General features: G+C 64.2%; 21 protein-coding genes and 3 pseudogenes. 12 read left to right on the top strand and 12 right to left on the bottom strand.

All coding sequences use genetic code 11. The features are described from left to right. Nucleotides 1-42: 42 nt before the first annotated feature. Nucleotides 43-606, top strand: coding sequence for a YbhB/YbcL family Raf kinase inhibitor-like protein (locus tag CFE42_RS09995; RefSeq protein ID WP_004627691.1), 564 nt, complete (start codon nt 43-45; stop codon nt 604-606). Nucleotides 607-655: 49 nt separating this feature from the next. Here CFE42_RS09995 and CFE42_RS09990 read toward each other — a convergent pair. From CFE42_RS09990 to CFE42_RS09965, 6 genes and pseudogenes are all read right to left on the bottom strand, one after another. Further along, nucleotides 656-1655: pseudogene (locus CFE42_RS09990) on the bottom strand (aliphatic sulfonate ABC transporter substrate-binding protein). 97 nt (nt 1656-1752) lie between these two features. Next, nucleotides 1753-2046: a DUF971 domain-containing protein gene (locus CFE42_RS09985; protein WP_004627686.1), complete on the bottom strand. Its 294-nt coding sequence runs from the start codon at nt 2044-2046 to the stop codon at nt 1753-1755. Further along, on the bottom strand, nt 2033-2992 hold the full coding sequence (locus CFE42_RS09980) for a HEAT repeat domain-containing protein (protein ID WP_004627683.1): 960 nt from the start codon (nt 2990-2992) through the stop codon (nt 2033-2035). Before CFE42_RS09980 ends, CFE42_RS09985 begins: the two co-directional genes overlap by 14 nt. A 7-nt stretch (nt 2993-2999) precedes the next feature. Then, nucleotides 3000-3266, bottom strand: coding sequence for a ferredoxin family protein (locus CFE42_RS09975; RefSeq protein WP_004627681.1), 267 nt, complete (start codon nt 3264-3266; stop codon nt 3000-3002). Nucleotides 3267-3268: 2 nt separating this feature from the next. Beyond that, nucleotides 3269-4993, bottom strand: coding sequence for a fumarate reductase/succinate dehydrogenase flavoprotein subunit (locus tag CFE42_RS09970; protein WP_004627678.1), 1725 nt, complete (start codon nt 4991-4993; stop codon nt 3269-3271). Beyond that, nucleotides 4990-5775, bottom strand: a complete 786-nt coding sequence (locus CFE42_RS09965; RefSeq protein ID WP_004627675.1) for a GntR family transcriptional regulator — start codon at nt 5773-5775, stop codon at nt 4990-4992. The genes CFE42_RS09970 and CFE42_RS09965 overlap by 4 nt, the downstream gene beginning before the upstream one ends. 395 nt (nt 5776-6170) lie before the next feature. Between CFE42_RS09965 and CFE42_RS09960 the strand changes: the two genes are divergently transcribed. From CFE42_RS09960 to CFE42_RS09940, 5 genes and pseudogenes are all read left to right on the top strand, one after another. Next, entirely contained in the window at nt 6171-7157 is a 987-nt protein-coding gene (locus CFE42_RS09960; RefSeq protein ID WP_004627673.1) for an ABC transporter substrate-binding protein, read from the top strand. A 99-nt stretch (nt 7158-7256) separates the two neighbouring features. After that, nucleotides 7257-8834: a sugar ABC transporter ATP-binding protein gene (locus tag CFE42_RS09955; RefSeq protein WP_004627671.1), complete on the top strand. Its 1578-nt coding sequence runs from the start codon at nt 7257-7259 to the stop codon at nt 8832-8834. Further along, entirely contained in the window at nt 8831-9880 is a 1050-nt protein-coding gene (locus CFE42_RS09950) for an ABC transporter permease (protein WP_004627668.1), read from the top strand. The genes CFE42_RS09955 and CFE42_RS09950 overlap by 4 nt, the downstream gene beginning before the upstream one ends. Next, nucleotides 9877-10950: a galactofuranose ABC transporter, permease protein YjfF gene (gene yjfF, locus CFE42_RS09945; protein WP_004627666.1), complete on the top strand. Its 1074-nt coding sequence runs from the start codon at nt 9877-9879 to the stop codon at nt 10948-10950. Before CFE42_RS09950 ends, yjfF begins: the two co-directional genes overlap by 4 nt. A 64-nt stretch (nt 10951-11014) precedes the next feature. Continuing rightward, a pseudogene (locus CFE42_RS09940) lies at nt 11015-11359 on the top strand (type II 3-dehydroquinate dehydratase); the annotation flags it as partial. A gap of 48 nt (nt 11360-11407) precedes the next feature. Here the strand turns inward: CFE42_RS09940 and CFE42_RS09935 are convergent. Genes CFE42_RS09935 through CFE42_RS09925 form a run of 3 tightly spaced genes read right to left on the bottom strand, consistent with a single transcriptional unit; the run spans nt 11408 to nt 13124 of the window. Then, nucleotides 11408-11977, bottom strand: coding sequence for a YdeI/OmpD-associated family protein (locus CFE42_RS09935; protein WP_004627660.1), 570 nt, complete (start codon nt 11975-11977; stop codon nt 11408-11410). 36 nt (nt 11978-12013) lie between these two features. Further along, a complete protein-coding gene (locus CFE42_RS09930) occupies nt 12014-12439 on the bottom strand; it encodes a lipocalin-like domain-containing protein (protein ID WP_004627659.1) in 426 nt (141 codons plus the stop codon). Between the two features lie 22 nt (nt 12440-12461). Next, on the bottom strand, nt 12462-13124 hold the full coding sequence (locus tag CFE42_RS09925) for a dihydrofolate reductase family protein (RefSeq protein ID WP_004627657.1): 663 nt from the start codon (nt 13122-13124) through the stop codon (nt 12462-12464). A 175-nt stretch (nt 13125-13299) separates the two neighbouring features. On the opposite strand from CFE42_RS09925, the gene CFE42_RS09920 reads away from it, so the two are divergent. Further along, entirely contained in the window at nt 13300-14223 is a 924-nt protein-coding gene (locus CFE42_RS09920) for a recombination-associated protein RdgC (RefSeq protein ID WP_004627654.1), read from the top strand. Nucleotides 14224-14300: 77 nt separating this feature from the next. Here CFE42_RS09920 and CFE42_RS09915 read toward each other — a convergent pair. Together CFE42_RS09915 and CFE42_RS09905 are read right to left on the bottom strand one after the other, a co-directional pair. Continuing rightward, a pseudogene (locus CFE42_RS09915) lies at nt 14301-14809 on the bottom strand (LysR substrate-binding domain-containing protein); the annotation flags it as partial. A gap of 338 nt (nt 14810-15147) precedes the next feature. After that, entirely contained in the window at nt 15148-15579 is a 432-nt protein-coding gene (locus CFE42_RS09905; protein WP_004627650.1) for a hypothetical protein, read from the bottom strand. 369 nt (nt 15580-15948) lie between these two features. Between CFE42_RS09905 and CFE42_RS09900 the strand changes: the two genes are divergently transcribed. From CFE42_RS09900 to CFE42_RS09890, 3 genes are all read left to right on the top strand, one after another. Then, a complete protein-coding gene (locus CFE42_RS09900) occupies nt 15949-17049 on the top strand; it encodes a branched-chain amino acid aminotransferase (protein WP_004627649.1) in 1101 nt (366 codons plus the stop codon). Between the two features lie 7 nt (nt 17050-17056). Next, nucleotides 17057-17869, top strand: coding sequence for an alpha/beta hydrolase (locus CFE42_RS09895; RefSeq protein WP_004627647.1), 813 nt, complete (start codon nt 17057-17059; stop codon nt 17867-17869). 302 nt (nt 17870-18171) lie between these two features. Beyond that, nucleotides 18172-19335 carry an alkane 1-monooxygenase gene (locus tag CFE42_RS09890; RefSeq protein ID WP_004627646.1) on the top strand — a complete coding sequence of 388 codons (1164 nt, stop codon included), beginning with the start codon at nt 18172-18174 and terminating at the stop codon, nt 19333-19335. 9 nt (nt 19336-19344) lie between these two features. On the opposite strand, the gene CFE42_RS09885 is transcribed toward CFE42_RS09890, so the two are convergent. Further along, the gene (locus tag CFE42_RS09885) at nt 19345-19608 is read right to left on the bottom strand and encodes a cupin domain-containing protein (protein ID WP_004627644.1); all 264 of its coding nucleotides are present in this window, start codon (nt 19606-19608) and stop codon (nt 19345-19347) included. Between the two features lie 228 nt (nt 19609-19836). Between CFE42_RS09885 and CFE42_RS09880 the strand changes: the two genes are divergently transcribed. Together CFE42_RS09880 and CFE42_RS09875 are read left to right on the top strand one after the other, a co-directional pair. Next, entirely contained in the window at nt 19837-20736 is a 900-nt protein-coding gene (locus CFE42_RS09880) for an AraC family transcriptional regulator (protein ID WP_004627642.1), read from the top strand. Between the two features lie 95 nt (nt 20737-20831). Next, nucleotides 20832-21722, top strand: coding sequence for an NAD(P)H-binding protein (locus tag CFE42_RS09875; protein WP_004627639.1), 891 nt, complete (start codon nt 20832-20834; stop codon nt 21720-21722). Nucleotides 21723-21810: the final 88 nt, after the last annotated feature.

The following is a 21810-nucleotide window of genomic DNA, read 5'->3' as shown; positions in this document are numbered from 1 at the left end:
TTGTGGTGCCCGTTCGCCGCTTTTTCTGCCAGGAGATCTGCCTTGAAGCCCATCCTATTTCGCGCGTTGTTGTCGCTGGCGTGCCTGTCCGCTGTGCCGCATGTGCATGCGCAGGCCGATACCACGTTCACCGTCGAATCGCCTGCCTTTGCCGACAACGGCGTCATGGACCGCAAGTACGCCGGCAAGAACCCCGCCAACGCCAATTGCACGGGCGACAACGTCTCGCCGCCGCTGCACTGGTCGAACGTGCCCGCGGGCACCAACAGCCTTGTGCTGATCGTCTCCGACCCGCAGGGCGCGGGCGGCCTGGGCGTGAACCACTGGATGGCCTACGGTATGCCGGCCACGCAGACGAGCCTGCCGGAAGGCGCCGGCACCGGCCCGGCGCTGCGCATGGGCCAAAACGCCATCGGCAAGCCGGCGTATCTCGGGCCGTGTCCGCCCAAGGGCACCGGCATGCATCACTACGTATTTTTGCTGATCGCCACGGACCTGGCGCCGGATGCCCTGCCCAATGGGCTGACCCGCGCTGAACTGGATGCGGCCATCAAAGGGCATAGCAAAGGCGCCGCAGCCTGGATCGGCCGATTCGGCAACTTCTGACGGATGCGAGGCCGCTCACGGTTCCGCGCTGCGCGCGGCCGCCGGCGGCTCACAATCCCGCTACCGGAAAGCTCGCCTGCCAGACAGCGCTTTGTACGTTCACCGGTTTCGGAATCAGCTTCTGCTGCAGGAACAGGTCGGCAATCTGCTGCTGCGAGGCCACGATCTGCGGCGTGACCGGCGTGACGCCGTAGGGCACGCGCCGCAACCAGGTCTCCACAACGGGCTGCTCGATGCCGAGTTTGGGCGCAAGCAGGGCGGCGGTTTCCTGCGGATGCTGATTCACCCACAGGCCGGCCGTGCGCAGCTGGGCCAGGATGGCATTGACCGCGCGCGGATGCGTGTTCACGAATTCCGGCGTGGCTTCGTAGAAGTTGAACACCGGCAGCTCGCTGAAATCGCCCAGCGTGCGTGTCTTCAACGCCTTCTGTGCCAGCGCGTAATACGGATCCCACACGACCCATGCATCGACCGCGCCGCTCTCGAAGGCAGCCCGCGCCTCGGCCGGTGGCAGGTAGATCGGCTGAATATCCTGCACCGTGAGGTTGGCGCGACGAAGCAGCTGCACCAGCAGGTAGTTGGAGCTGGAGCCCTTTTGCAGCGCGATGCGCTTGCCTTTCAGGTCAGCCACGCTGTGCGCGGGTGAGCTGTCGAGCACGAACAGCGCCTCGTTGGTCTTGCCGCCCGGCTCGGCCCCCACATAGACAAGGCGTGCGCCTGCGGCCTGCGCCTGCGGCCTGCGCAAACACGGCCGGCGGCGCGCCGGTGTAGCCGAACTCAATGCTGCCGGTGTTGAGCGCCTCCAGCAGTTGAGGCCCGGCAGGGAATTCCTTCCATTCCACCTTGTAGCCAAGCTCGGCCAGCGGTTTGTCGAGCGCGCCTTGCGCTTTCAGCACCGCCAGCAGTCCGGCTTTCTGAAAGCCGATACGCACCGTGGTCGGGTCGGCGGCCTGCGTCAGGCCTGCGCACAGCGCCATGCCGGCGCCAAGCAATGCGGCTAGCCAGCGTCGGCGGCCAGATGGGGCGGTGTGGGGCGGATGGCTTTGCATGGTTCCTCCTGCGTCGTCTGTGTTGTGCAGCTGATGCTACGGACAGCGCACGCACGAAGGAACGAACAAGATTGCATGTGGATAGACGCCGCCAACGTCAGCCCGGCGCTGCTATGGCGGCAAGCTCCGCCAGATACGCCCATGGATAGATGCCGCGCGCATGTCCATCACTGAAAACCAGTTGCACGCCGTAACCCGCAGGCGCGATGGTGGTGACGCGCACGGCGACCGGCACGTTGATCGGCGTGCCGTGATGGCGCTTGAACTGGCACTCCGCACAGCGGCACGCTTCGCGCAACACGGCGTGGTCGAGTGCGACAACGGCGTCTGCCCAGTGAAGCCGCAGCCGGCCTTGTGCGACGTCGTTGTCGATATGCTCAGGCAGCTGCACGGGCGCGCTCGATTTGTGCCAAGGCGATCCGCACGGCCTTGACGACTTCCGGGTCCCCATCGGTTTGTGCGCTGTGCAGGGCCGGCAGGGCAGAGGCTTCGCCGATCTCTCCCAGTGCGAGTGCGGCCTCCTTGCGCAGGTTGCTGATTGTGTGCATGAGCAACGCAGCGAGCGCATCGACGGCATGCGCGGCGCGCCACCGGCCAAGCGCGCGGGCCGCCTGTAGACGGACCTGCCAATACGCATCGGCCAGCGCATCCACCAACGCTGGCGTGACATGTGGGTCCGGAGCCAACGCCCGCAGTTTGCCGAGCGTGCTTGCGCTTTCCTCACGTACGCGCCAAGCGGTGTCTTGCAGCGCATCGAGCAACGCGGGCAGCACGGCGGCATCGGTGGCGAGGCCGAGGGCGCCGACTGCGGCACGGCGCACGTCGACATCCGCGTCATGGCGTGCGCGTTCCGCCAGAGCAGGCAATGCGCCCACATGCTTGCGCCAGCCGAGCACCGCAACGGCCTCGCGACGCACGGCGGCGTCTGCGTCTTGCAAGGCGTGCAGCGCGGGTGCTTCGCTCTCGGGCACTCGCAGTTCACGCAGCCCACGCAATGCGGCGGCGCGTACAAAGGCGCTGGCATGGTCGACGTAAGGCAACAGCGCCGGCGCAGACTCGGGCGACTTCAAATCCGCCAGGCCGATTGCGGCTGCATCACGCACGGTGCCATCCGCGTCTTCCAGCGCACGGGCGAGCGCGGCCACGGTATCCGGCTGTTCCCACGTTGCCAGGATGCGCGCAGCTTCCAGCCGAACTTCGGGGGCAGGGTCTTGCTCAAGCAGCGCAATCACGTTCGGCAGCGAATCGGCGTCTTCTTCATCGGCGATCTGCAGCAGGGCAACGCGGCGGGTGGCGGCATCCGCGTCGTGCAGACGCGCCAGGGGTGTTGTCGTCATCGGGGCCTCAGCGCAGCAGATACGGGATGTCGACCTTCACCGCGCCGGTCGGGCAATCCTGCTCGCACGGCATGCAGTACCAGCATTCGTCGAACTGCATGAAGGCCTTGCCTTTGGTCAGGTCGATGGCGAGCAGGTCGAGCGGGCAGACGTCGACGCACACGGTGCAGCCCTTGTCGGCAATGCACTTGGCTTCGTCGATGGTGACGGGTGCGCTGCTGCGCGAGGTGATGTCGTGCGGCGTGTGGGTGAAATGAACGGTCGTCTGTTGCATGGTCATGCAGCCTTCGGAATGCGCATGTGCGCGTAGGAATCGGTGCCGAGCACATCGACAGGGATGACGTACGGTTCAACCGCCTGCTTGCGGCTGGTCATGGCGCCGTGCGCGTCCTTGTACAGGCGCGTGTGGCAGAACCAGTTGGCGTCGTCACGTTCGGGGTAATCCACGCGGTGGTGGTACAGGCCCCAGCGGCTCTCGGTGCGGAAGAGCGAGGCGCGCGCGGCCATCTCGGCGCAATCGCGGATGAAGCTGACTTCCATCGCGCGCATCAGCTCGTGCGGGTTGCGTGCGTGCAGGTGGGTGATGTCTTCGGCAATCTCGTCGAACCTCCGCAGGCCGATTTCCATCTTGCGTGTGACCTTGGGTGGCTGCAGGTAATCGTTCACCATGCGGCGCAGCTTGTATTCCACTTGCGCGGGGGCCAGTCCGTGGTCGCGTTGCAGCGGCGCAAAGATGCGCGCGCGTTCTCGTTCGATCTGCGCGTCGTCGACGCGGGCGACGCCTTGCCGGCCCGCGATGTAGTCCGCCGCGTTCTGCCCCGCAAACCAGCCATACGTAAACGCGCCGAGCATGTAGTTGTGCGGCACGGCCGCCATGTCGCCCGCCGCGTAAAGGCCCGGCACGGTGGTTTCCGCGCGTGCATTCACATACACGCCAGACGCGCTGTGCCCGCTGCAGAAGCCGATTTCCGAGATGTGCATCTCCACCATCTGCGTCCGGTAATCGGTGCCGCGCCCCGCGTGGAAGCGGCCGCGGCTCGGGCGCTCGTTGGTGTGCAGGATGGTCTCGATGGTCTGGATGGTTTCTTCGGCCAGATGGTCGAGCTTGAGAAACACCGGCCCCTTTCCGCCCTGCAGCTCCTGGTAGAACTCCCACATCATCTGGCCGCTCCAGTAGTCGCACTGGATGAAGCGTTCGCCGCGCGCGTTGGCGGTGTAGCCGCCCAGCGGGCCGGTCACATACGCGCAGGCGGGGCCGTTGTAATCCTTGATGAGCGGGTTGATTTGGAAGCATTCCAGGTTGGAAAGCTCCGCGCCCGCGTGATACGCCATGGCATAGCCATCGCCCGCGTTGGTGGGGTTTTCGTATGTGCCCATCAGGTAGCCGGAGGCCGGCAAGCCAAGCCGCCCAGCCGCACCGCAGCTCAGCACCACGGCCTTTGCGCGCACCACGAGGAAATCCGCCGTGCGGCAATCGAAGCCGAGCACGCCGCAGGCGGCGCCATCGGCATCCGTCAGCACACGCGTGACGACAATGCGGTTCGTGATCTCCACCCGCGCACGCTTGAGCTGGCGATACAGCACCTTCTTGATGTCGTGCCCCTCCGGCATCGGCAGCACGTAGCTGCCCATGTGGTGGACCTTCTTGACGGCATAGTCGCCGGTTTCGTCCTTCTCGAACTTCACGCCCCAGCGGTCAAGCTGCTCGATGGTGGCAAAGCTGTGCTGCGCATACGCATACACGCCCGATTGATCGACGATGCCATCGTTGGCCAAGGTGATTTCGCGCGTGTATTGCTCAGGCGTGGCATGCCCCGGAATGACCGCGTTGTTCAGCCCGTCCATGCCCATCGAGATGGCGCCGCTGCGCTTCACGTGCGCCTTGTCGATCAGCAGCACACGCAGCGCAGGGTTGCGTTCTTTTGCCTTGATGGCCGTCATCGGGCCGGCCGTGCCGCCGCCCACGACGACGAGGTCGTACTCCAGTTCCAACGTGTTCATTTGGTGCCTTGCAAAGGAAGGATGGATTGCGCATGCGCCGCCACCTGCCGATCCAGCCGAAGCCGGTACTGGAAGGCGTCGCCGCGAAAATACAGGCGTTCGAAGTCGATGGGCGTGCCCTGTGCGTCGTGCGTCAGACGCTCCACGCGCAACAGTGCCGCGCCTGCGCCCGTCTCGAGTGCGGTTGCGGTGGCGTGGTCGGCCAGCGCCGCATCGATGGCCAGCGTCGCATGACCGAGCGCCACCCCTGCGTCCTGCTCCAGCACGAGGAAAACATCGCGCGTGACGAGGTCCGCCCGCGCGACGCTGCTGCCCAGCGGCTCCGGCAGCCACGTCACCTCAAGGGAAACCGGCACCTGATCGAGCAACCGCACGCGATGCAATTCCGTGACGGCCGTGCCGGGTGCCAGTTGCAGCGCCTGTGCCACGTCGGTCGGCGCGGGCAGCGTGCGCAGCTTCAGCACGCGGTTACGGATGGCATGACCTTGTGCCGACATCGCCTCGGCAAAGCCCTGCAGCGCCGTCGCGTTCTGAAAGGCCTTGGGCTGGCTCACAAACGTGCCTTTGCCGTGGCGGCGGAAGATCAGCCCTTCGTTCTGCAGATCGGCCAGTGCCTGACGCACGGTGATGCGACTGGCGTTGAACTGCTCGCCCAGCGCCGCTTCCGACGGCAGCAGCGAGGCCGGCGCGTAGTGGCCGCTGAGAATGCCCTCGCGCAGCGTGCCCTTGATGCGCTCATAGAGCGGCGGGGCAGGTTGGCGGTGCAAATTTGAGGTGGTCATGGATGGGCGCAACTCGTCATAACAAGTTCGCCCAGTGTAAAAAGCTGACGTATGCAGCGGAACGAAGCTTTTTCGATATGCATGCTCGGTTTTTGGCATACGCCGCCGCCACAGCTCTGGCTGAGCGGTCTGCACAGCTGGCATCGCCTTGCGCGATGTTGGTGCGCTGCACGATGCGCAAACGCTGTGTCTGATATCAAAACCGATATCAGTCAGCCCCCAAAAAAACATTAGACGGTCATGTCAGGCTGTCCATACCATGGCTCACCACGGATCACCGGCAAGGGAAGACGGGCGCCGCATGCCGGATTCGACTCGTGTATCGCGTTGCAAAGACGACGTGCGCAGCCCCGGGGGTAGTGACCGGCTGCGTTCCACCATAACGGAGACAAACGATGCAAAAAACGAGCGCTGCGTGCGCCAGACGGACCGTATTGACCTTCCTGGCTACGGCCGGTGTGCTGCTGGCCACGGGCTTGGCGACAGCGGCGCACGCGGCTGACAAGTCGTTCACCATGGGTTTTGCCCAGGTGGGCGCCGAGAGCGAATGGCGGACCGCCAATTCGGAGTCGATCAAATCGACGGCCAAGGCGCAGGGCGTGAACCTGAAGTTCTCCGACGCGCAGCAGAAGCAGGAAAACCAGATCAAGGCAATCCGCTCGTACATCGCGCAGAAGGTCGACGTCATTGCGTTCTCACCGGTGGTGGAATCCGGCTGGGACACGGTGCTGCAGGAGGCCAAGGCCGCCAAGATCCCGGTCATCCTGACCGACCGCGGCATCGACAGCAAAGACACCTCGCTCTACACCACGTTCATCGGATCGGATTTCGTCGAGGAAGGCCGCAAGGCGGGCCGCTGGCTGCTTGAAAACGTCAAGCCCAAGGGTGACGTGAACATCGTCGAGCTGCAAGGCACTGTCGGCTCTGCGCCCGCCATCGACCGCAAGCGCGGCTTTGAAGAGATCATCAAGGCCGACCCGCACTACAAGATCATCCGCTCGCAAACCGGCGACTTCACCCGCGCCAAGGGCAAGGAAGTGATGGAAGCCTTCCTGAAAGCGGAGGGCAAGAAGATCAACGTGCTGTACGCGCACAACGACGACATGGCGATCGGCGCCATCCAGGCCATTGAAGAGGCAGGGCTCAAGCCGGGCAAGGACATCACCATCATCTCGATCGACGGCGTGAAGGGCGCGTTTGAAGCCATGATGGCCGGCAAGCTGAACGTCACGGTGGAATGCAGCCCGCTGCTCGGGCCGCAACTGATGGATACCGCGCGCGCCGTGCTGGCGGGCCAGACTGTGCCCAAGCGCATCGTCACCAAGGAAGGCATCTTCCCGATGGAAGTGGCGGCCAAGGAATTTCCGAACCGCAAGTACTGAGGGGGCCGTTCGCAAGCCCTTTGCTGAATCGGGGCATGCCGGCAGGGCGGGTGACGGTGACTCGCCTTGCCGGCATGCACCCCTCCACAGGCCATACCCATGTCGGATCACGTTGATCAACCCGCCGCCACAGATGCACGCGGCGCGCTGCTGCACATGCGCGGCATCTGCAAGAACTTTCCCGGCGTGCAGGCGCTGGCCGGGGTCGATTTCCGCTTATTGCCAGGAGAAGTGCACGCCCTGATGGGGCAGAACGGCGCCGGTAAGTCAACGCTCATCAAGGTGCTGACGGGCGTTGAAGCGCCCGATGCGGGCGAGATCGTGCTCGGCGGTCAGCCCATCGCGCCAAGCTCGCCGCTGGAGGCGCAAAAGCTCGGCATCAGCACGGTGTACCAGGAGGTCAATCTCTGCCCGAACCTGACCGTGGCAGAGAACATCCACATCGGCCGCTTTCCCATGCGCATGGGCAGCATCGACTGGCGTGCCACCAACCGGGCGGCGCAGGCGCTGCTGGCTGATCTGAACATCCACATCGACGTGACGCTGCCGCTGTCGCTGTACCCGGTGGCCATTCAGCAGATGGTGGCGATTGCGCGCGCGCTCTCCACCGAAGCCCGCATCCTGATCCTGGACGAGCCCACCTCCAGCCTGGACGATGACGAAGTAGCCCGCCTGTTTGCCGCCATCCGCACACTCAAGGCACGCGGCATGGCCGTGCTGTTCGTCACCCATTTTCTGGAGCAGACCTACGCGATTGCCGACCGCATTACCGTGCTGCGCAACGGCCGGCTGGAGGGCGAATATGCCGCGCGCGATCTGCCGCAACTGCAACTGATCAACAAGATGGTCGGGCGCGACATCGACGCGAGCCGCTTCGAGCGCACCGAGGTGCCGCCCGTGGATGACACTGCGCCCGCGTTCCTGAGTGCGCGCGGCATGGGCCGTCGTGGCGTGGTGCAACCGCTCGATCTGGACGTCCGCCCCGGGCAGGTGCTCGGCCTTGGCGGCCTGCTGGGCTCGGGCCGCACCGAGACCGCGCGGCTGCTGTTCGGTGTTGACCGCAACGATGCGGGCTCGATCAACGTGCAGGGGCAAGCGCGTCAGTTCAGTTCGCCGCGTGACGCCATCCGCCAGGGTATTGGCTTTTGCCCGGAAGACCGCAAGACCGAAGGCATCATTGCCGAACTGTCGATTCGCGAGAACATCATCCTCGCGCTGCAGGCCAAGCGCGGCCTGTTCCGCTATCTGCCCAAGAAGCGCCAGCGCGAGATTGCCGACCAGTACATCGCCCAGCTCGGCATCAAGACGCCCGACGCTGAAAAGCCGATCGGCCAACTCTCGGGCGGCAACCAGCAGAAGGCCGTGCTCGCGCGCTGGCTGGCGACCGACCCGGCCATGCTGATCCTGGACGAACCCACGCGCGGTATCGACATTGCCGCCAAGCTCGACATCATGGACCTGGTGACCGCGCAGTGCCGCAAGGGCATGGCGATCCTGTTCATCTCCAGCGAGCTGCCGGAGGTGCTTCGCGTGAGCCACCGGCTGGCGATCCTGCGCGATCGCAAGAAGGTGGGCGAGCTGGCCGGCGTCGATGTGACGGAAGACAACCTGTGCCACGTGATTGCCGGCGGCGACGTGCCCGCCAGCCAATCCACCACCATCGGAGGCGCTGCATGAACCCCGTCAATCTGCGCGCACTGACAAGCCACCGATTGTTCTGGCCGGGCGTGACGCTGCTCCTGTTGTGTTTGTTCAACGCGTGGTTCAACCCGCATTTCTTTCACCTCGACGTTCGTAATGGGCATCTGTACGGCAGCCTGATCGACATCCTCAACCGCGCAGCACCGCTCATGCTCGTATCGCTGGGCATGACGCTGGTGATTGCGGTGGGCGGCATCGATATTTCGGTGGGCGCGGTGGTCGCCATTTCCGGCGCCATTGCGGCATCGCTTGTTGGCGGCACGCTGGTCGTGCAGAACGGCCTGCCCGTCTACGTGACGAAGGTGCCGCTGCTGCTGGCGCTGCTGGCTGCCGTGGGCGCAGCATTGGTGTGCGGCCTGTGGAATGGCTTGCTGGTGGCGGGTGCAGGCATGCAGCCCATCATTGCCACGCTGATTCTGATGGTGGCCGGGCGCGGCGTAGCGCAGCTCATTACCGGCGGGCAGATCATCACCGTGTACTACGAGCCGTTCTTCTTTGTGGGCAACGGCTATCTGTTCGGGCTGCCTTTCGGTCTGTACATCGCGGCCGCTGTACTGGGCCTGCTGTTGCTGTTGATGCACCGCACGGCGCTCGGGCTGTTTATCGAGGCCGTCGGCATCAACCCCGTGGCCGCGCGTCTTGCGGGGCTCAACACCAAGGCGCTGCTGTTTGGCATCTACGCATTCTGCGGCGCCATGGCCGGTGTTGCGGGGCTCATCATCTGCTCCAACGTCAAGAGCGCGGACGGCAACAACGCCGGGCTGCTGCTGGAGCTTGACGCCATCCTGGCCGTCACGCTGGGCGGTACCTCCCTGGCGGGCGGCAAGTTCAGCCTGTGGGGCAGCGTGATCGGGGCGCTCATCATCCAGACGCTGACCTACGCGATCTATTCGATGGGCGTGCCACCAGAAATCAACCTCGTGGTGAAAGCCGTGGTGGTGTTTGCCGTGTGCCTGGCGCAATCGGAGGCGTTTCGCAGCATGCTCTTTCAACGCCACAGCCGTGCGGGGGCGCAGTCATGAGAATCAATCCACGGCGCTTGCCGTTCTACGTCACGCTGTTTTTGTTTGCGCTGTTGTTCGGCTTCGGCTCGGTGACTTACACGGGCTTCTTCAGCGTGCAGGTGTTTCTCAATCTGCTGATCGACAACGCGTTCCTGATCGTCGTTGCCATCGGCATGACGTTCGTCATTCTGTCGGGCGGCATCGATCTGTCGGTTGGGGCGGTGGTGGCGCTGACCACCATGATCTCCGCCGCGCTGGTCGAACATCACGGCTGGTCGATTGGCGTGGTGGTGCCGCTGGTGCTGGCTGTCGGTTGCCTGTTCGGCCTGGTGATGGGCTTGCTGATCCAGGTATTCCGTATCCAGCCGTTCATCGTCACGCTGGGCGGCATGTTTCTCGCCCGGGGGCTGTGCTACCTCATCAGCATCGATTCGATCAGCATGACGGACCCGATCTACACCACGCTGTCGCAGTACAAGATCCAGGTGGGCGGCGGCAACTACGTGTCGCCCAGCGTGGTGATTGCGCTGGTCGTGTTTGCCGCGGCGGCGTGGCTCGCGCATTGCAGCCGCTTTGGCCGCACGGTGTACGCGCTGGGCGGCAATGAACGGTCTGCGTTGCTGATGGGTTTGCCGGTGGTGCGCACGCGCATCCTCGTTTATGTGCTCAGCGGGTTTTGCTCGGCACTGGGCGGCGTGCTGGTCACGTTCTACATGCTGTCCGGCTACGGGCTGCACGCGCAAGGTATGGAACTGGACGCCATTGCCGCCACGGTGGTCGGCGGCACGCTGCTCACTGGCGGCGTGGGGCTGATCAGCGGTAGTGTGGTGGGCGTGCTGTTGCTGGGCGTCATCCAGTCGCTGATCACCTTTGACGGCACGCTCAGCTCCTGGTGGGCGCGCATTGCCATTGGCGTGCTGCTGTGCCTGTTCTGCCTCATGCAGCGTTTCCTGGGGCGCGCGCAACGCGGAGCGTCATTGCCCCCGTCGACCCCGCACAGGCCGGCGCGGCCGTCGAACGAGACGGCAAAGGACGCCCCGGCTTCGGCCATCTTCATGCAGTCGCACGCCGTACCGCCTTTCAATTAGGCACACGCAGTTGCGGTTTCCCGTAGGCATACCGACCTTGTAAAGGTTGTTTCGCGCAACGATCAGATTGCAGGCGTTGGGCGCCGAACCTGGCGTGCAGGTGGAGTCATTCCAAACCAACAGCGAAGCGGCGATGTGCGAGCGCATTCATGGTGCGTTCGAAGAGCGCCAGGACGCCGTGCTGATTAACGCAGGCGCGTGGACGCATTACAGCTACGGCATCCGCGATGCGCTGGCGATCCTGATGTGTCCGGTGGTGGAATTGCATATGTCCAACATCCACGCACGCGAGCCGTTCCGACATCACTTGGTATTTGCTGACATCGTCAGCGGGCAGATCTGCGGGTTTGGCGTCCAGAGTTACCTTCTGGCCCTGCGGGCGGCGGCATCGGCAATCGATCACGCTTAGCGGCGGCGGTCCTTCGTGAACCGATAGCGCTTTCCAGGTTCGACAATGCTATGGATGAAGCTTCTCGCCCTTGTTCAGCATGTCGATGAACTGAGTAATCTTCTTGGCACGCGTCTCGGCCTTCTTTACGTTCTGGATCCTGAACAGAATCGCGTACCGGTTCTGGCCATTCAAGGTAGCGAAGAATTGCTTGGCCTTCGGGTTGGCATCCAAAGCCTGCTGCAGGTCATCCGGCACGGTTGACGTACCCGCAGACGAATAGGCCGCCTTCCAGCGGCCGTCTTGCTTGGCCAGCTCGATTGCGCGAAGCCCTGCAGGGCGCATTTTCCCGGCGGTGATCAAGGCTTCAGCCTTGGCGGTGTTGATCTTCGACCAGATGCTCTTGGCGGTTCTGGGCGTGAACCGCTGCAGCCAGTAGTGCTCGTTTTCCGCCTGCTTTTGCCCGTCGATCCATCCATAGCAGAGGGCGCTCTCAACGGCCTCTGCATAAGACACGGTGGATTGTTCGGCCGACCGCTTTGCGATGCGAAGCCAGACGCCAGCCACAGCCTCTCCGTGGGTTTCCAGCCAGGCTTCCCAGGCTTCCTGATTGGTGAAGGAAAGTTTTGGATTGTGCATTGCGCTGGACCATTGCCATCGAATTTGTCGGAGACGTTACTCGCGCCTGAAACCGAGAACACCCCTGCCCATTGCGTTTTCGGAAACCAATGGGTTCGGCATCCACGCCGTGCGCACTTCCAGCTTGTCTCCATCCAGCGTATAGAACCGTTCCTGCTCCGTGCCGGTCCAGACTTCATTCCAGGACGCGTCAACCTTCGTGATGAACCGATCGTCTTCGACCCGATACCGCCCGGTATAGGCCACGATCGTACGGAACAGCGCCGCCAGCTTCTCGTCTGTGTTCCCCGGCTCCCGCACTTTCGCGGTGAGGAGCACCATCATGCGCCCGTCAGCGCCGAAGATCAGCGACCCATTGGGGTCAGCGCCCCAGGGCTGCGTACGCTCCTTAGTCTCCTGAAGCTCGGTCTCGAAAGACAACAGCCGCCAGCTACCGTGCAGCCTTGTATCGCGCTCAGTCATCGTTCGTCCTGTCGTCGTTCGTTCAAGTGTTCGTAGGCGATGGGCGCCGCAAAACAACATGCGTCGCCTTTTCTGATGCTACGGATTCAACGCACGCGTAGCCCAGCGCTCGCAAGTCGATCCCCTCGAACAGGGGTTCCCCTCGGCCAAGCAAGACCGGCGAGATCGCGATGTGCAGTTCATCGATGAGGCCTTCACGCAGGTACTGCCGGATGGTGCTCGGCCCTCCGCCAATGCGTACATCCTTCCCGTCAGCGGCCTCGCGCGCACGGTCGAGCGCTTCTCGAAAGCCGCCTGTGATGAAGTGGAAGGTCGTGCCGCCCGCCATCTCGATGGGCGCACGCGCGTGGTGGGTCAACACGAAAACGGGAACGTGATACGGCGGGTTGTCGCCCCACCAGCCTTTCCAGTTGTCGTCGGGCCAATCCCCGCGAATGGGGCCGAACATGTTGCGCCCGAGAATCCACGCCCCCACGTTCCGGAAACTACGGGCGGCAAAGTCATCGTCAACGCCAGTTGTACCGCCGTCCTTGCCGAACAGGGTCCGCTGGAACGTGCGCGTCGCGACCAGCCACTGGTGCAGCTCCATCCCGCCAATGCCGAGCGGATTGTTGATGTCCTGATCCGGACCTGCGCCGTATCCGTCAAGCGAGAGGGTGAAGCCCGCAACGCGAACGCGTGTCATCGTTTGTCTCCAGCTCCAATCGGACGCCCGATCGGTCATCAACGGATGCCGGCGTCAGGACCTGCATATTAGTACCGGGGCCAGCCGAACGCGCGGCGCGCGTCGGGCTGGCCATCGGCCGTTGGGGGGGAGGGCCCCGCCATCATTTAGAATCGCACACTTTGCCCGACCTCCCATGTGGTTCAAAAATCTCCAGCTTCATCGTCTGCCGGCACCTTGGGCCGTGACCCCTGACCAGCTTGAAAAGTGGCTGGCACCTCACGCGTTTCAACCGGGCAACAGCGTAGAAAAGCAGACCTTCGGCTGGGCCTCGCCGCGTGACGACGGCGCGCTCGTGTATTCGAACAACGGGCAGATGCTGCTGGTATTCCGTGCCGAGAAGAAGCTGCTGCCCGCGTCCGTCATCAATCAGGTGACCAAGGCCCGGGCGCTTGAGCTGGAGGAGCAGCAGGGCTTCAAGCCCGGCCGAAAGCAACTGCGCGAACTCAAGGAACAGGTGACCGACGAACTGCTGCCGCGCGCCTTCAGCATTCGCCGCGATACGCGGGTGTGGATCGATACGGCAAATGGCTGGCTCGTGATCGATGCAGCTTCGCAGGCGGTTGCCGACGACGTGCGCGGCCTGCTCGTCAAGTCGATCGATCAATTGCCACTCACCAGCGTGCATGTGAAGCATTCGCCTGTTGCGGCGATGACGGAGTGGCTGCTCTCCGGCGACGCGCCCGGCGGCTTCACCGTCGACCAGCACGCCGAGTTGCGCTCGACGGGCGAGGGCGGCGCCACGGTGCGATACGTTGGCCACGCGCTCGAAGCGGAAGACATGCGCCGGCACATCGAAGCTGGCAAGCAATGCATGCGGCTCGCCATGACCTGGGACGACCGGGTCTCCTTCGTGCTGACGCCGTCGCTCCTGATCAAACGCGTGACGCCGCTGGACGTGATCAAGGAAGCCGAAGACCCCACCGCGCAGAACGACGACGAGCGCTTCGACTCCGATGTCGCGCTGATGACCGGCGAGTTGGCGCGGATGCTGAGCGACCTGGTCGACAGCCTCGGCGGCGATCAGCTCGATGCCGTGCAACAGGCCAAGGCGGCCTGAGTTTCGTCAGCCGGCTTGAAGTTGCGCAGGAGTCGGTGCAGGTTGACGAGGCCGTATTGTCGTAACGTGAACGTTGCTCAGTCGGTCCGCCCGGCGCGCAGGTCGCTCTTGCGGATGAGCTGCAAGAGCGTTTCCGCAGGCTTGCTCAAGCGCCGTGCCAACAACGTGATGAACTCGATGGCCGGCAGCGGCGGTAAAACGTCGCCATTGACGGGCGGCACCAGCCCGCCGCCGGCCAGGTTTTGCGCACGCACGGTAATCCCCAGCCCGCCCCGGGCCGCGGCAATAGATCCGGAATGACTGCAACTGGTGCAGACGATGCGCCACAGCCAACCCGCTGCGGCCAACGTGTCGAGCACGATGGAACGCGTCACGCTCGGCTCGTTGACGAGGATGAGCGGCAGCGGCTGAGTTACGTCGACCACGGTACCGGGCCGGGCAAGCCATTCGAGCTGCCCTCGGAACAGCGGGACACCACGTCGGCCGCCTTCGCGGCGCTTGCCGGCAATCAGGTCGAGCGAGCCGTCTTCGATGCCTTCGTACGGCTTGCTGGTCATCCCCATCGTGACCTCGACGCATCAGGATGCCGGCAGCGGCAACAGTTTGTGTTCGATGGTGCAGATACTCGCCATCGGCTTGGGCGTATCGATCGGAGGGGGGGCTTGTCAGCCTTTTCTCGGTCAAGCTTGGCGTGGCTGCGCCGGCGTATCGGCTGGCGTTCTTCACCATGGGCGTGGTGACCGTGTTTTCCGCGTTGATTTTCCGCAAGCTCGACGCGAAGCCAACGCCGTTGCGTGCTAAGAACCTGGAGCCGAGGCTGTACAGGCACGCTAAGGATGCCGGCGCTTCATCCCGGGTACCTTCGAACGTGTAGCCGTCATGCGGGTTTATGTGTGCATGAATCTCCGCAAAACCGCTGCCAGGTTATCCGCGCATGCGCAAGAGATCGGCGTAAGAAATCAGTTTGCGTTTTCCTGTTCCGAGCGTCTTGCGCTTTGATGTCGAGCGAGCCGGTTTGCTGCGCTCGAACTTGGCCGCAGCACGTGCATCTTCCTTGGCATGCACGCTGGCGGACCTGGTTTCCGCCTTGACGCGTTCGGCTTCCAGCCGGGCGGCAACCCGCTCTTCGCGCGCAATCTCCTGCGCGGCCGAGAGGATTTCTGCTTTCAGTTGGTCACGTCGCTGTTTGGCTGCCACGCGGGCGGCCTGCAGTTGTTCCTTTCGTTGCCGGAGCCAGTCTTTCCGGTTCACCGGCGCTGGCCGCGCCTCTGCCGGCACACTCAGGCGCAAAGCCCGGCTGGCGGCAACTTTCTCGGCGTGGATCGGGCGGCGCGGATCGCGTTTCACATCACTCATGGTGCGTAACGCTCCCAGGCGGCACCGCTGTGCCGCCGAGCACCAACCAGCAGGGGATGGCGGATCATGACGTTCATTCTGTCAACCGTACCATAGGGCCCCATGTCCCGCAGGGGTGATGCGCGACCATCGAGTTCTTGGGCGTGCGAATGCATCGCCCTACCGTCATTCCAATGCCGAATCCACGTCAGCAAGGCGGCGTTTAAGCCGCTGCGTCACGGCAGCTGATGCCATTGGGCGCCTGCCCGGCGCATGGCTTTTCCGCCGCCTGCAATACCGCATGTGCGTGAATACGCCACCAAATTGCATCGCCGTTGGCGCAAAATAGCGGTTTGGGCATTTTGCGCCCCTCGCACTCTTGGAGACGGTATGAACAACGTTGTCGAATCGGCTATTTCGATCGAGAAGCGCCCGAACCCTGTTCCGGCGGAAGAGCGCGCGCGCCTGCTGGAAAACCCCGCTTTCGGCCGCGTCTTCACCGATCACATGGCCACCATCCGCTACACCGAGGGCAAGGGCTGGCACGACGCCAAAATCGGCGCGCATGGCCCGATCCAGTGCGATCCGTCCACGCTGGTGCTGCACTACGCGCAGGAAATCTTCGAGGGCATGAAGGCCTACCGCCTGCCGGACGGGGGCGGTGCGCTGTTCCGCCCGGAAGCCAATGCGCGCCGGTTCCAGAATTCCGCCAAGCGCCTGGCGATGCCCGCGCTGCCGGAAGACCTCTTCCTGCAGGCCGTGCGCGAGCTGGTCAAGCTTGATCGCGACTGGATTCCGTCGGGCCAGGGCTCGGCGCTGTACCTGCGCCCGTTCATGATCGCCACCGAAGTGGTCCTGGGCGTGAAGCCTTCGGCCGAATACCTGTTCTGCGTGATTGCGTGCCCGGTGGGCGCGTACTTCAAGGGCGATGCATCGTCGGGCGTCACCATCTGGGTGTCGGACAACTACACGCGCGCCGCACCGGGCGGTACGGGCGAGGCCAAGTGCGGCGGCAACTACGCCGCCAGCCTGGTCGCTCAAGCTGAAGCCACCCGCGAGGGCTGCGACCAGGTCGTCTTCCTCGACGCGGTGGAGCGCAAGTGGATCGAAGAGCTGGGCGGTATGAACGTGTTCTTCGTCTTCGATGACGGTTCGCTGCAGACGCCGCCGCTGACTGGCACGATCCTGCCGGGCATCACGCGCGATTCGTTGATCACGCTGGCGCGCGGCATGGGCCTGACCGTGCGCGAAGAGCCGTACTCCATCGACCAGTGGCAGGCCGACGCCCAAAGCGGCCGCCTGCGTGAAGCCTTTGCGTGCGGCACCGCAGCGGTCGTCACGCCCATCGGCAAGGTCAAGGGCCACAAGCACAACTTCACCATCGGCGATGGCAAGGCAGGCGAGCTGACGACCAAGCTGAAGGCGGCGCTGGTCGATCTGCAGAACGGCCGCGCACCGGACCCGCACGGCTGGCTGGACCGCCTGTTCTGAACCGGGTATGGCCGAATCGCTTTCTGCGCCGTCCGTCGACGGCACCGAAGCCTGGATCACCACGCCCGATGGCCGTCTCCATGCCAGGCAATGGGGCGGCCCGGCCAACGATGCCGCCAAACCGCCCATCGTGCTGCTGCACGATTCGCTCGGCTGCGTCGCGCTGTGGCGTGATTTTCCGCAGCGTCTGGCGCAGTCGACCGGACATGCGGTCATCGCCTATGACCGGCTCGGCTTTGGCCGATCCGACGCATATCCCGGCCAGTTGGATCCGGGCTTCATCCAGCAGGAAGCGTACGGTGGCTTTGCCGCGCTGACCGACCAGTTTGGCGTGGATCGCTTCTTCGTCTTCGGCCACAGCGTCGGTGGCGGCATGGCGGTGTCGATTGCCGCAGCGTATCCGGGCCGCTGCGCAGGCTTGATTACCGAGTCGGCGCAGGCGTTTGTGGAAGAGCAAACGCGCCAAGGCATCCGTATCGCCCAGGCGCAGTTTGCAGAGCCCGGCCAGATGGGCCGGCTCGAGCGGTACCACGGCAGCAAGGCGCAATGGGTGCTGGATGCGTGGGTGAACACGTGGCTGTCTCCGGCATTTGCGCAGTGGTGCCTGGACGACGCGCTGCTTGCCGTGCGCAGCCCGGTGCTGGCGCTGCACGGCACCGAAGACGAATACGGCTCCACCGCGCAGCCGGAGCGCATCGTCACGCTGGCTGGCGCGCCCGCCACGCTCAAGCTCGTGCAGCGTTGCGGGCACGTGCCGCATCGGGAGCAGGAAGCGGCTGTGCTCGCCGCCGTCAACGCCTTCCTGAGCGCCTCCGCCTGATTCTTGGGCGTTCGCCCGGTGCCTGAGGTGCACGGCGTCGGCATTCGCACCCGGCCTCCTTTCAGGTGCGTCGCACCAAAATCGAACGACCGTTTTTAAATCGTTCGTTTCAATCGCCTGCTTTTTTTCCGCCTTCAGAGGGCTGCCCGGCGGCCGCCTTGTTTGGAGTTTTGCGCCTAGTTTCTGGCGTTGGTCTCTCCTCTTGTTGCGCCTATAACGCAAGCGTCGGGCACGACCCCGGCGGCGCACGCATGTGCGTACACAAGCCAAGCCGCCCAGCGGGGCAAAACAGGAGGAAGACAATGGCAACACCCGGCATGGTCGCGTCCGTGGAATGGACCGACGGCAAGCGCTATCTTTGGATGCTCGGCGCGCTGACCATCACGCTACCCATCGTCGCGGCCGTTTCGGCGCTGGCGACCGGCTGGCATCCGCTCTGGTGGGCGGGGCCATTCATCGTGTTCACGATCATCCCGCTGCTCGATTTCCTGATTGGTGACGACCCAGAGAACCCGCCCGAAGACGTCGTCCCGACGCTGGAAAAACAGCGTTACTACCGCCGCATCGTCTACCTGGCGACCACCGTGCTTTACGTGAGCTTTGCGGTATCGATGTGGGTGCTGCGCACGTATGACCTTGTCTGGTACGACTACCTTGCGTTCGCGTTTTCGGTTGGCGTGGTGACGGGTATCTCGATCAACACCGCGCACGAGCTGGGTCACAAGACCGACGGCTTCGAGCGCTGGTTGGCCAAGATCACGCTCGCCCCTGTCGCGTATGGCCACTTCTTCGTCGAGCACAACCGCGGCCACCACGTGCGCGTGGCCACGCCGGCCGACCCGGCAAGCGCGCGCTATGGCGAGTCGTTCTGGGAGTTCCTGCCGCGTACGGTGGTGGGCAGCGTCAAATCGGCCTGGGCGTTGGAGAAACGTCGGCTGGAGCAGCAGGGCCACTCGGTCTGGTCCTGGCGTAACGATGTGCTCAACGCCTGGGCGATGACGGTAGTGCTGTGGGGTGTATGCATCGCGTTCGTCGGGCTCAAGGCGGTGCCGTTCCTGATCATCCAGGCCATCTACGGCGCCTCGTTGCTGGAAGTGGTGAACTATCTCGAGCACTACGGCCTGTGCCGCCAGCAATTGCCCAGCGGCCGCTACGAACGATGCACGCCGCAGCATTCGTGGAACAGCAACCACGTGGTGACGAACCTGTTCCTGTATCAACTGCAGCGGCATGCCGATCACCACGCCAACCCGACGCGGTCTTTCCAGGCGTTGCGGCATTTCGAGCATTCGCCGCAATTGCCGGCCGGCTATGCGGCGATGATCATGGTCGCCTATGTGCCGCCGCTGTGGTTTCGCGTGATGAACCCGCGCGTGGTGGCGCACTACAACGGCAACATGTCGCTGGCAAATATCAAGCCGTCGATTCGCGACAAGGTGCTCGCGCAATATCCAGCGCGCGCCTGACTTGCCGGACTAGCGCCGCGCCACCAGATACTGCACACCCTGCGCGCCGTACCGCTCGGTGTGCGGTGCATTGGCCGCCAGATGAAACGTGTCGCCGGGCCGGTAGACGCGCTCCGCGCCTTCTGCGCGGATGTGAATTTCGCCGGCCAGGATGAGCGCTTTCGCCTCGAACGGGTGCGTGTGCGTGTCCAGCTCGCCCGGCTCTCGCGTCACCAGAACAAACTCCGTAAAGCCTTCCGCTCTCAGCGCGCTGACGAATGCGTCGCGGTCCATTGGCGTGTCTCCGTGTTGTGATGCGTGCCCCGTTTCACCATAAGCGCAGGGCGCAGAAATAAAAAGACGGCCCGGAGGCCGTCGGAAATTCGGCTGTGGGGAAGCCAAATACAACGTTGGCAAGTATCTGACTATCGATATCAGAAATCTAATTGATCTTTGTTATGACGACGATAGGGCGCCGTGTGGCGCAGAATGCCGAGGCGCCACCGAGTTCCCGGACCTGCCATGAACGCCATCACGCCTCTCGCCTTGCTTGAACCCGCTCCAGTCAGCCTGCGCTCCAGCGAAGGGCTTGGTTGGAACGGCTTTGCCGCCACGCTGCTCGGGATCCGCCCCGGCGCGTACCGGGTGCCGGCCATGGCGCAGCACCGCGTCAACGTGCATGTCGGGGCCCCCGTGCGGATGAATTGCGTATGCGATGGCCGCCGCTATTCACGCATCCAGGCACACGGCGATGCGGACGTCATTCCCGCAGGCGTGCCCGGCATGTGGACGGACGATGCCGACTGCCGGATTCTGCGGATCGCCATCGGCGACACGTCTGTACGCAGCATCGCCGAACAGATTGGCGTGCGAGCCGACATCACGCCGCGTCTGCAATGGCGCGATGCGCGCGTGCGTCATCTTGCCGCAGCGTTGGGGGCCGAGCTGCAAGCGCAGGACACCTCCGACGCGTTATATGCAGAGGGTCTGTGCACGGCGTTGGTCGTTCGTCTGCTCAGCAGCAGTCGGGATGGTGCCGCCGGTGTGGCCGACCGCACCGGCACGTTGGCGCCTCGCGTGGCTACGCGCGTGATCGACTACATCGAAGCCCATCTGCATGCGCGCCTGACGCTGGCTGAGCTGGCCGCGCAGGCCGGCTTAAGCGTGCCCCATTTCAATGTGCTGTTTCGTGCAACGCTGGGCGTGCCGGCGCATCGCTACGTCGTGCAGCGCCGGGTGGCGCGCGCAAAAGCGTTGCTGTTGGAAGGCCGTCGCAGTGCGTCGCAGATTGCGCTAGACGTGGGCTTTGCGCACCAGAGCCATATGACGCAGTGGATGCAGCGGTTGCTCGGCGTCACGCCCCGTGACGTCATCCGCGCCGGCAAGGCGTTGGCCGTGGCTGCGGACCCGCCGGCTGCGTAGTCGATCCACCGAATCTGCCAAATTCCTCCGTTCCTGCAAGTTTGGTTTGCGGGCCCGCTCTAAGCTCGTGCCTCCCACTTGAGAGGAGCACGAACATGTTTGTCATCTTTGGGGCGTCGGGCAAAGTCGGCCGCGCGACCGCCGTAGCGCTGCGCAATGCGGGGCGGCCTGTGCGGGCGGTCGTGCGCAGTGCGCGGCAAGGCGAAGCGCTGGCCAGAATCGGCTGCGAGATTGCGATCGCCGATCTGACCGATCCGGCCTCCGTTGCTTCCGCCATCAAGGGCGCGACGGCTGTGCAGATGTTGTGTCCAGTGCCGGTGGGCGACGTTGACCCCGCCTTCACCATGGAGCGCATGATCGACGTAGCCGCCGATGCGCTGCGCGCCAACCCGCCATCGGCTGTCCTGGCCCTGTCGGACTACGGCGCCGAGCTGGACCGGGGCACCGGCCTGACGCGGTTGTTCCATCTGCTGGAAGAGCGGCTCAAGCCGCTGGCGACGCACCTGACGCTGCTGCGCTCACCGGAGCACGCGCAGAACTGGGCGGCGATGCTGCCCGTCATGCTGGCGACCGGGCGGCTGCCGAGCCTGCACTATCCGCTGGATCGCGCGTTTGCGACCGTCGCCACGCAGGACGTAGGCGCGCTGGCCGCCCAGTTGCTACTCGATGGGCCATCGGCCAACACACCTCGCATCGTCAGCGTGGAAGGCCCGCGCCGTGTGAGCCTGATCGACGTCGCACGCGCGTTCAGCGCTGTCGTCGGCCGCGAGATTGTTGCCGACGCCGTGCCGCGCACCGCCTGGTCGCCGATGCTGCAGCGTGCCGGTCTGAGCGCGAACCATGTGCAACTGCTCACCGAACTCTACGATGCGGTCAACGCCGGGCAGATCGACGTGGAGAAAGGCGTGTCGGAGCAGCGTTTCGGCAAGACCGAGCTGCACGATGTGTTTGCCTCGCTGCTCGCGACGCACATGAGCTCGAGCTAGCGGGGGCGCAGCCCACGCCTGCAAATGCGAATGCCTCTTATGCGGATTTGTATCTGCGGCCGCCGGTTATTTCGCACTGCACGCAATC

The sequence above is a fragment of the Ralstonia sp. PBBBR1 genome (assembly GCF_002256165.1).
GTDB lineage: Bacteria > Pseudomonadota > Gammaproteobacteria > Burkholderiales > Burkholderiaceae > Ralstonia > Ralstonia thomasii.
Note: the sequence above shows the minus strand (reverse complement) of the source record. Positions and strands in the feature narration are given on the sequence as shown.

Coding starts and splice junctions, on each gene's coding strand:
- CFE42_RS09890 (WP_004627646.1), top strand. CDS start 18,172: ATGGCAACACCCGGCATGGTCGCGTCCGTGGAATGGACCGACGGCAAG.
- CFE42_RS09955 (WP_004627671.1), top strand. CDS start 7,257: ATGTCGGATCACGTTGATCAACCCGCCGCCACAGATGCACGCGGCGCG.
- CFE42_RS09980 (WP_004627683.1), bottom strand. CDS start 2,992: ATGACGACAACACCCCTGGCGCGTCTGCACGACGCGGATGCCGCCACC.
- CFE42_RS09875 (WP_004627639.1), top strand. CDS start 20,832: ATGTTTGTCATCTTTGGGGCGTCGGGCAAAGTCGGCCGCGCGACCGCC.
- CFE42_RS09965 (WP_004627675.1), bottom strand. CDS start 5,775: ATGACCACCTCAAATTTGCACCGCCAACCTGCCCCGCCGCTCTATGAG.
- CFE42_RS09930 (WP_004627659.1), bottom strand. CDS start 12,439: ATGACTGAGCGCGATACAAGGCTGCACGGTAGCTGGCGGCTGTTGTCT.
- CFE42_RS09905 (WP_004627650.1), bottom strand. CDS start 15,579: ATGAGTGATGTGAAACGCGATCCGCGCCGCCCGATCCACGCCGAGAAA.
- CFE42_RS09880 (WP_004627642.1), top strand. CDS start 19,837: ATGAACGCCATCACGCCTCTCGCCTTGCTTGAACCCGCTCCAGTCAGC.
- CFE42_RS09935 (WP_004627660.1), bottom strand. CDS start 11,977: ATGCACAATCCAAAACTTTCCTTCACCAATCAGGAAGCCTGGGAAGCC.
- CFE42_RS09885 (WP_004627644.1), bottom strand. CDS start 19,608: ATGGACCGCGACGCATTCGTCAGCGCGCTGAGAGCGGAAGGCTTTACG.
- CFE42_RS09895 (WP_004627647.1), top strand. CDS start 17,057: ATGGCCGAATCGCTTTCTGCGCCGTCCGTCGACGGCACCGAAGCCTGG.
- CFE42_RS09975 (WP_004627681.1), bottom strand. CDS start 3,266: ATGCAACAGACGACCGTTCATTTCACCCACACGCCGCACGACATCACC.
- CFE42_RS09960 (WP_004627673.1), top strand. CDS start 6,171: ATGCAAAAAACGAGCGCTGCGTGCGCCAGACGGACCGTATTGACCTTC.
- CFE42_RS09970 (WP_004627678.1), bottom strand. CDS start 4,993: ATGAACACGTTGGAACTGGAGTACGACCTCGTCGTCGTGGGCGGCGGC.
- CFE42_RS09925 (WP_004627657.1), bottom strand. CDS start 13,124: ATGACACGCGTTCGCGTTGCGGGCTTCACCCTCTCGCTTGACGGATAC.
- CFE42_RS09920 (WP_004627654.1), top strand. CDS start 13,300: ATGTGGTTCAAAAATCTCCAGCTTCATCGTCTGCCGGCACCTTGGGCC.
- CFE42_RS09950 (WP_004627668.1), top strand. CDS start 8,831: ATGAACCCCGTCAATCTGCGCGCACTGACAAGCCACCGATTGTTCTGG.
- CFE42_RS09900 (WP_004627649.1), top strand. CDS start 15,949: ATGAACAACGTTGTCGAATCGGCTATTTCGATCGAGAAGCGCCCGAAC.
- yjfF (WP_004627666.1), top strand. CDS start 9,877: ATGAGAATCAATCCACGGCGCTTGCCGTTCTACGTCACGCTGTTTTTG.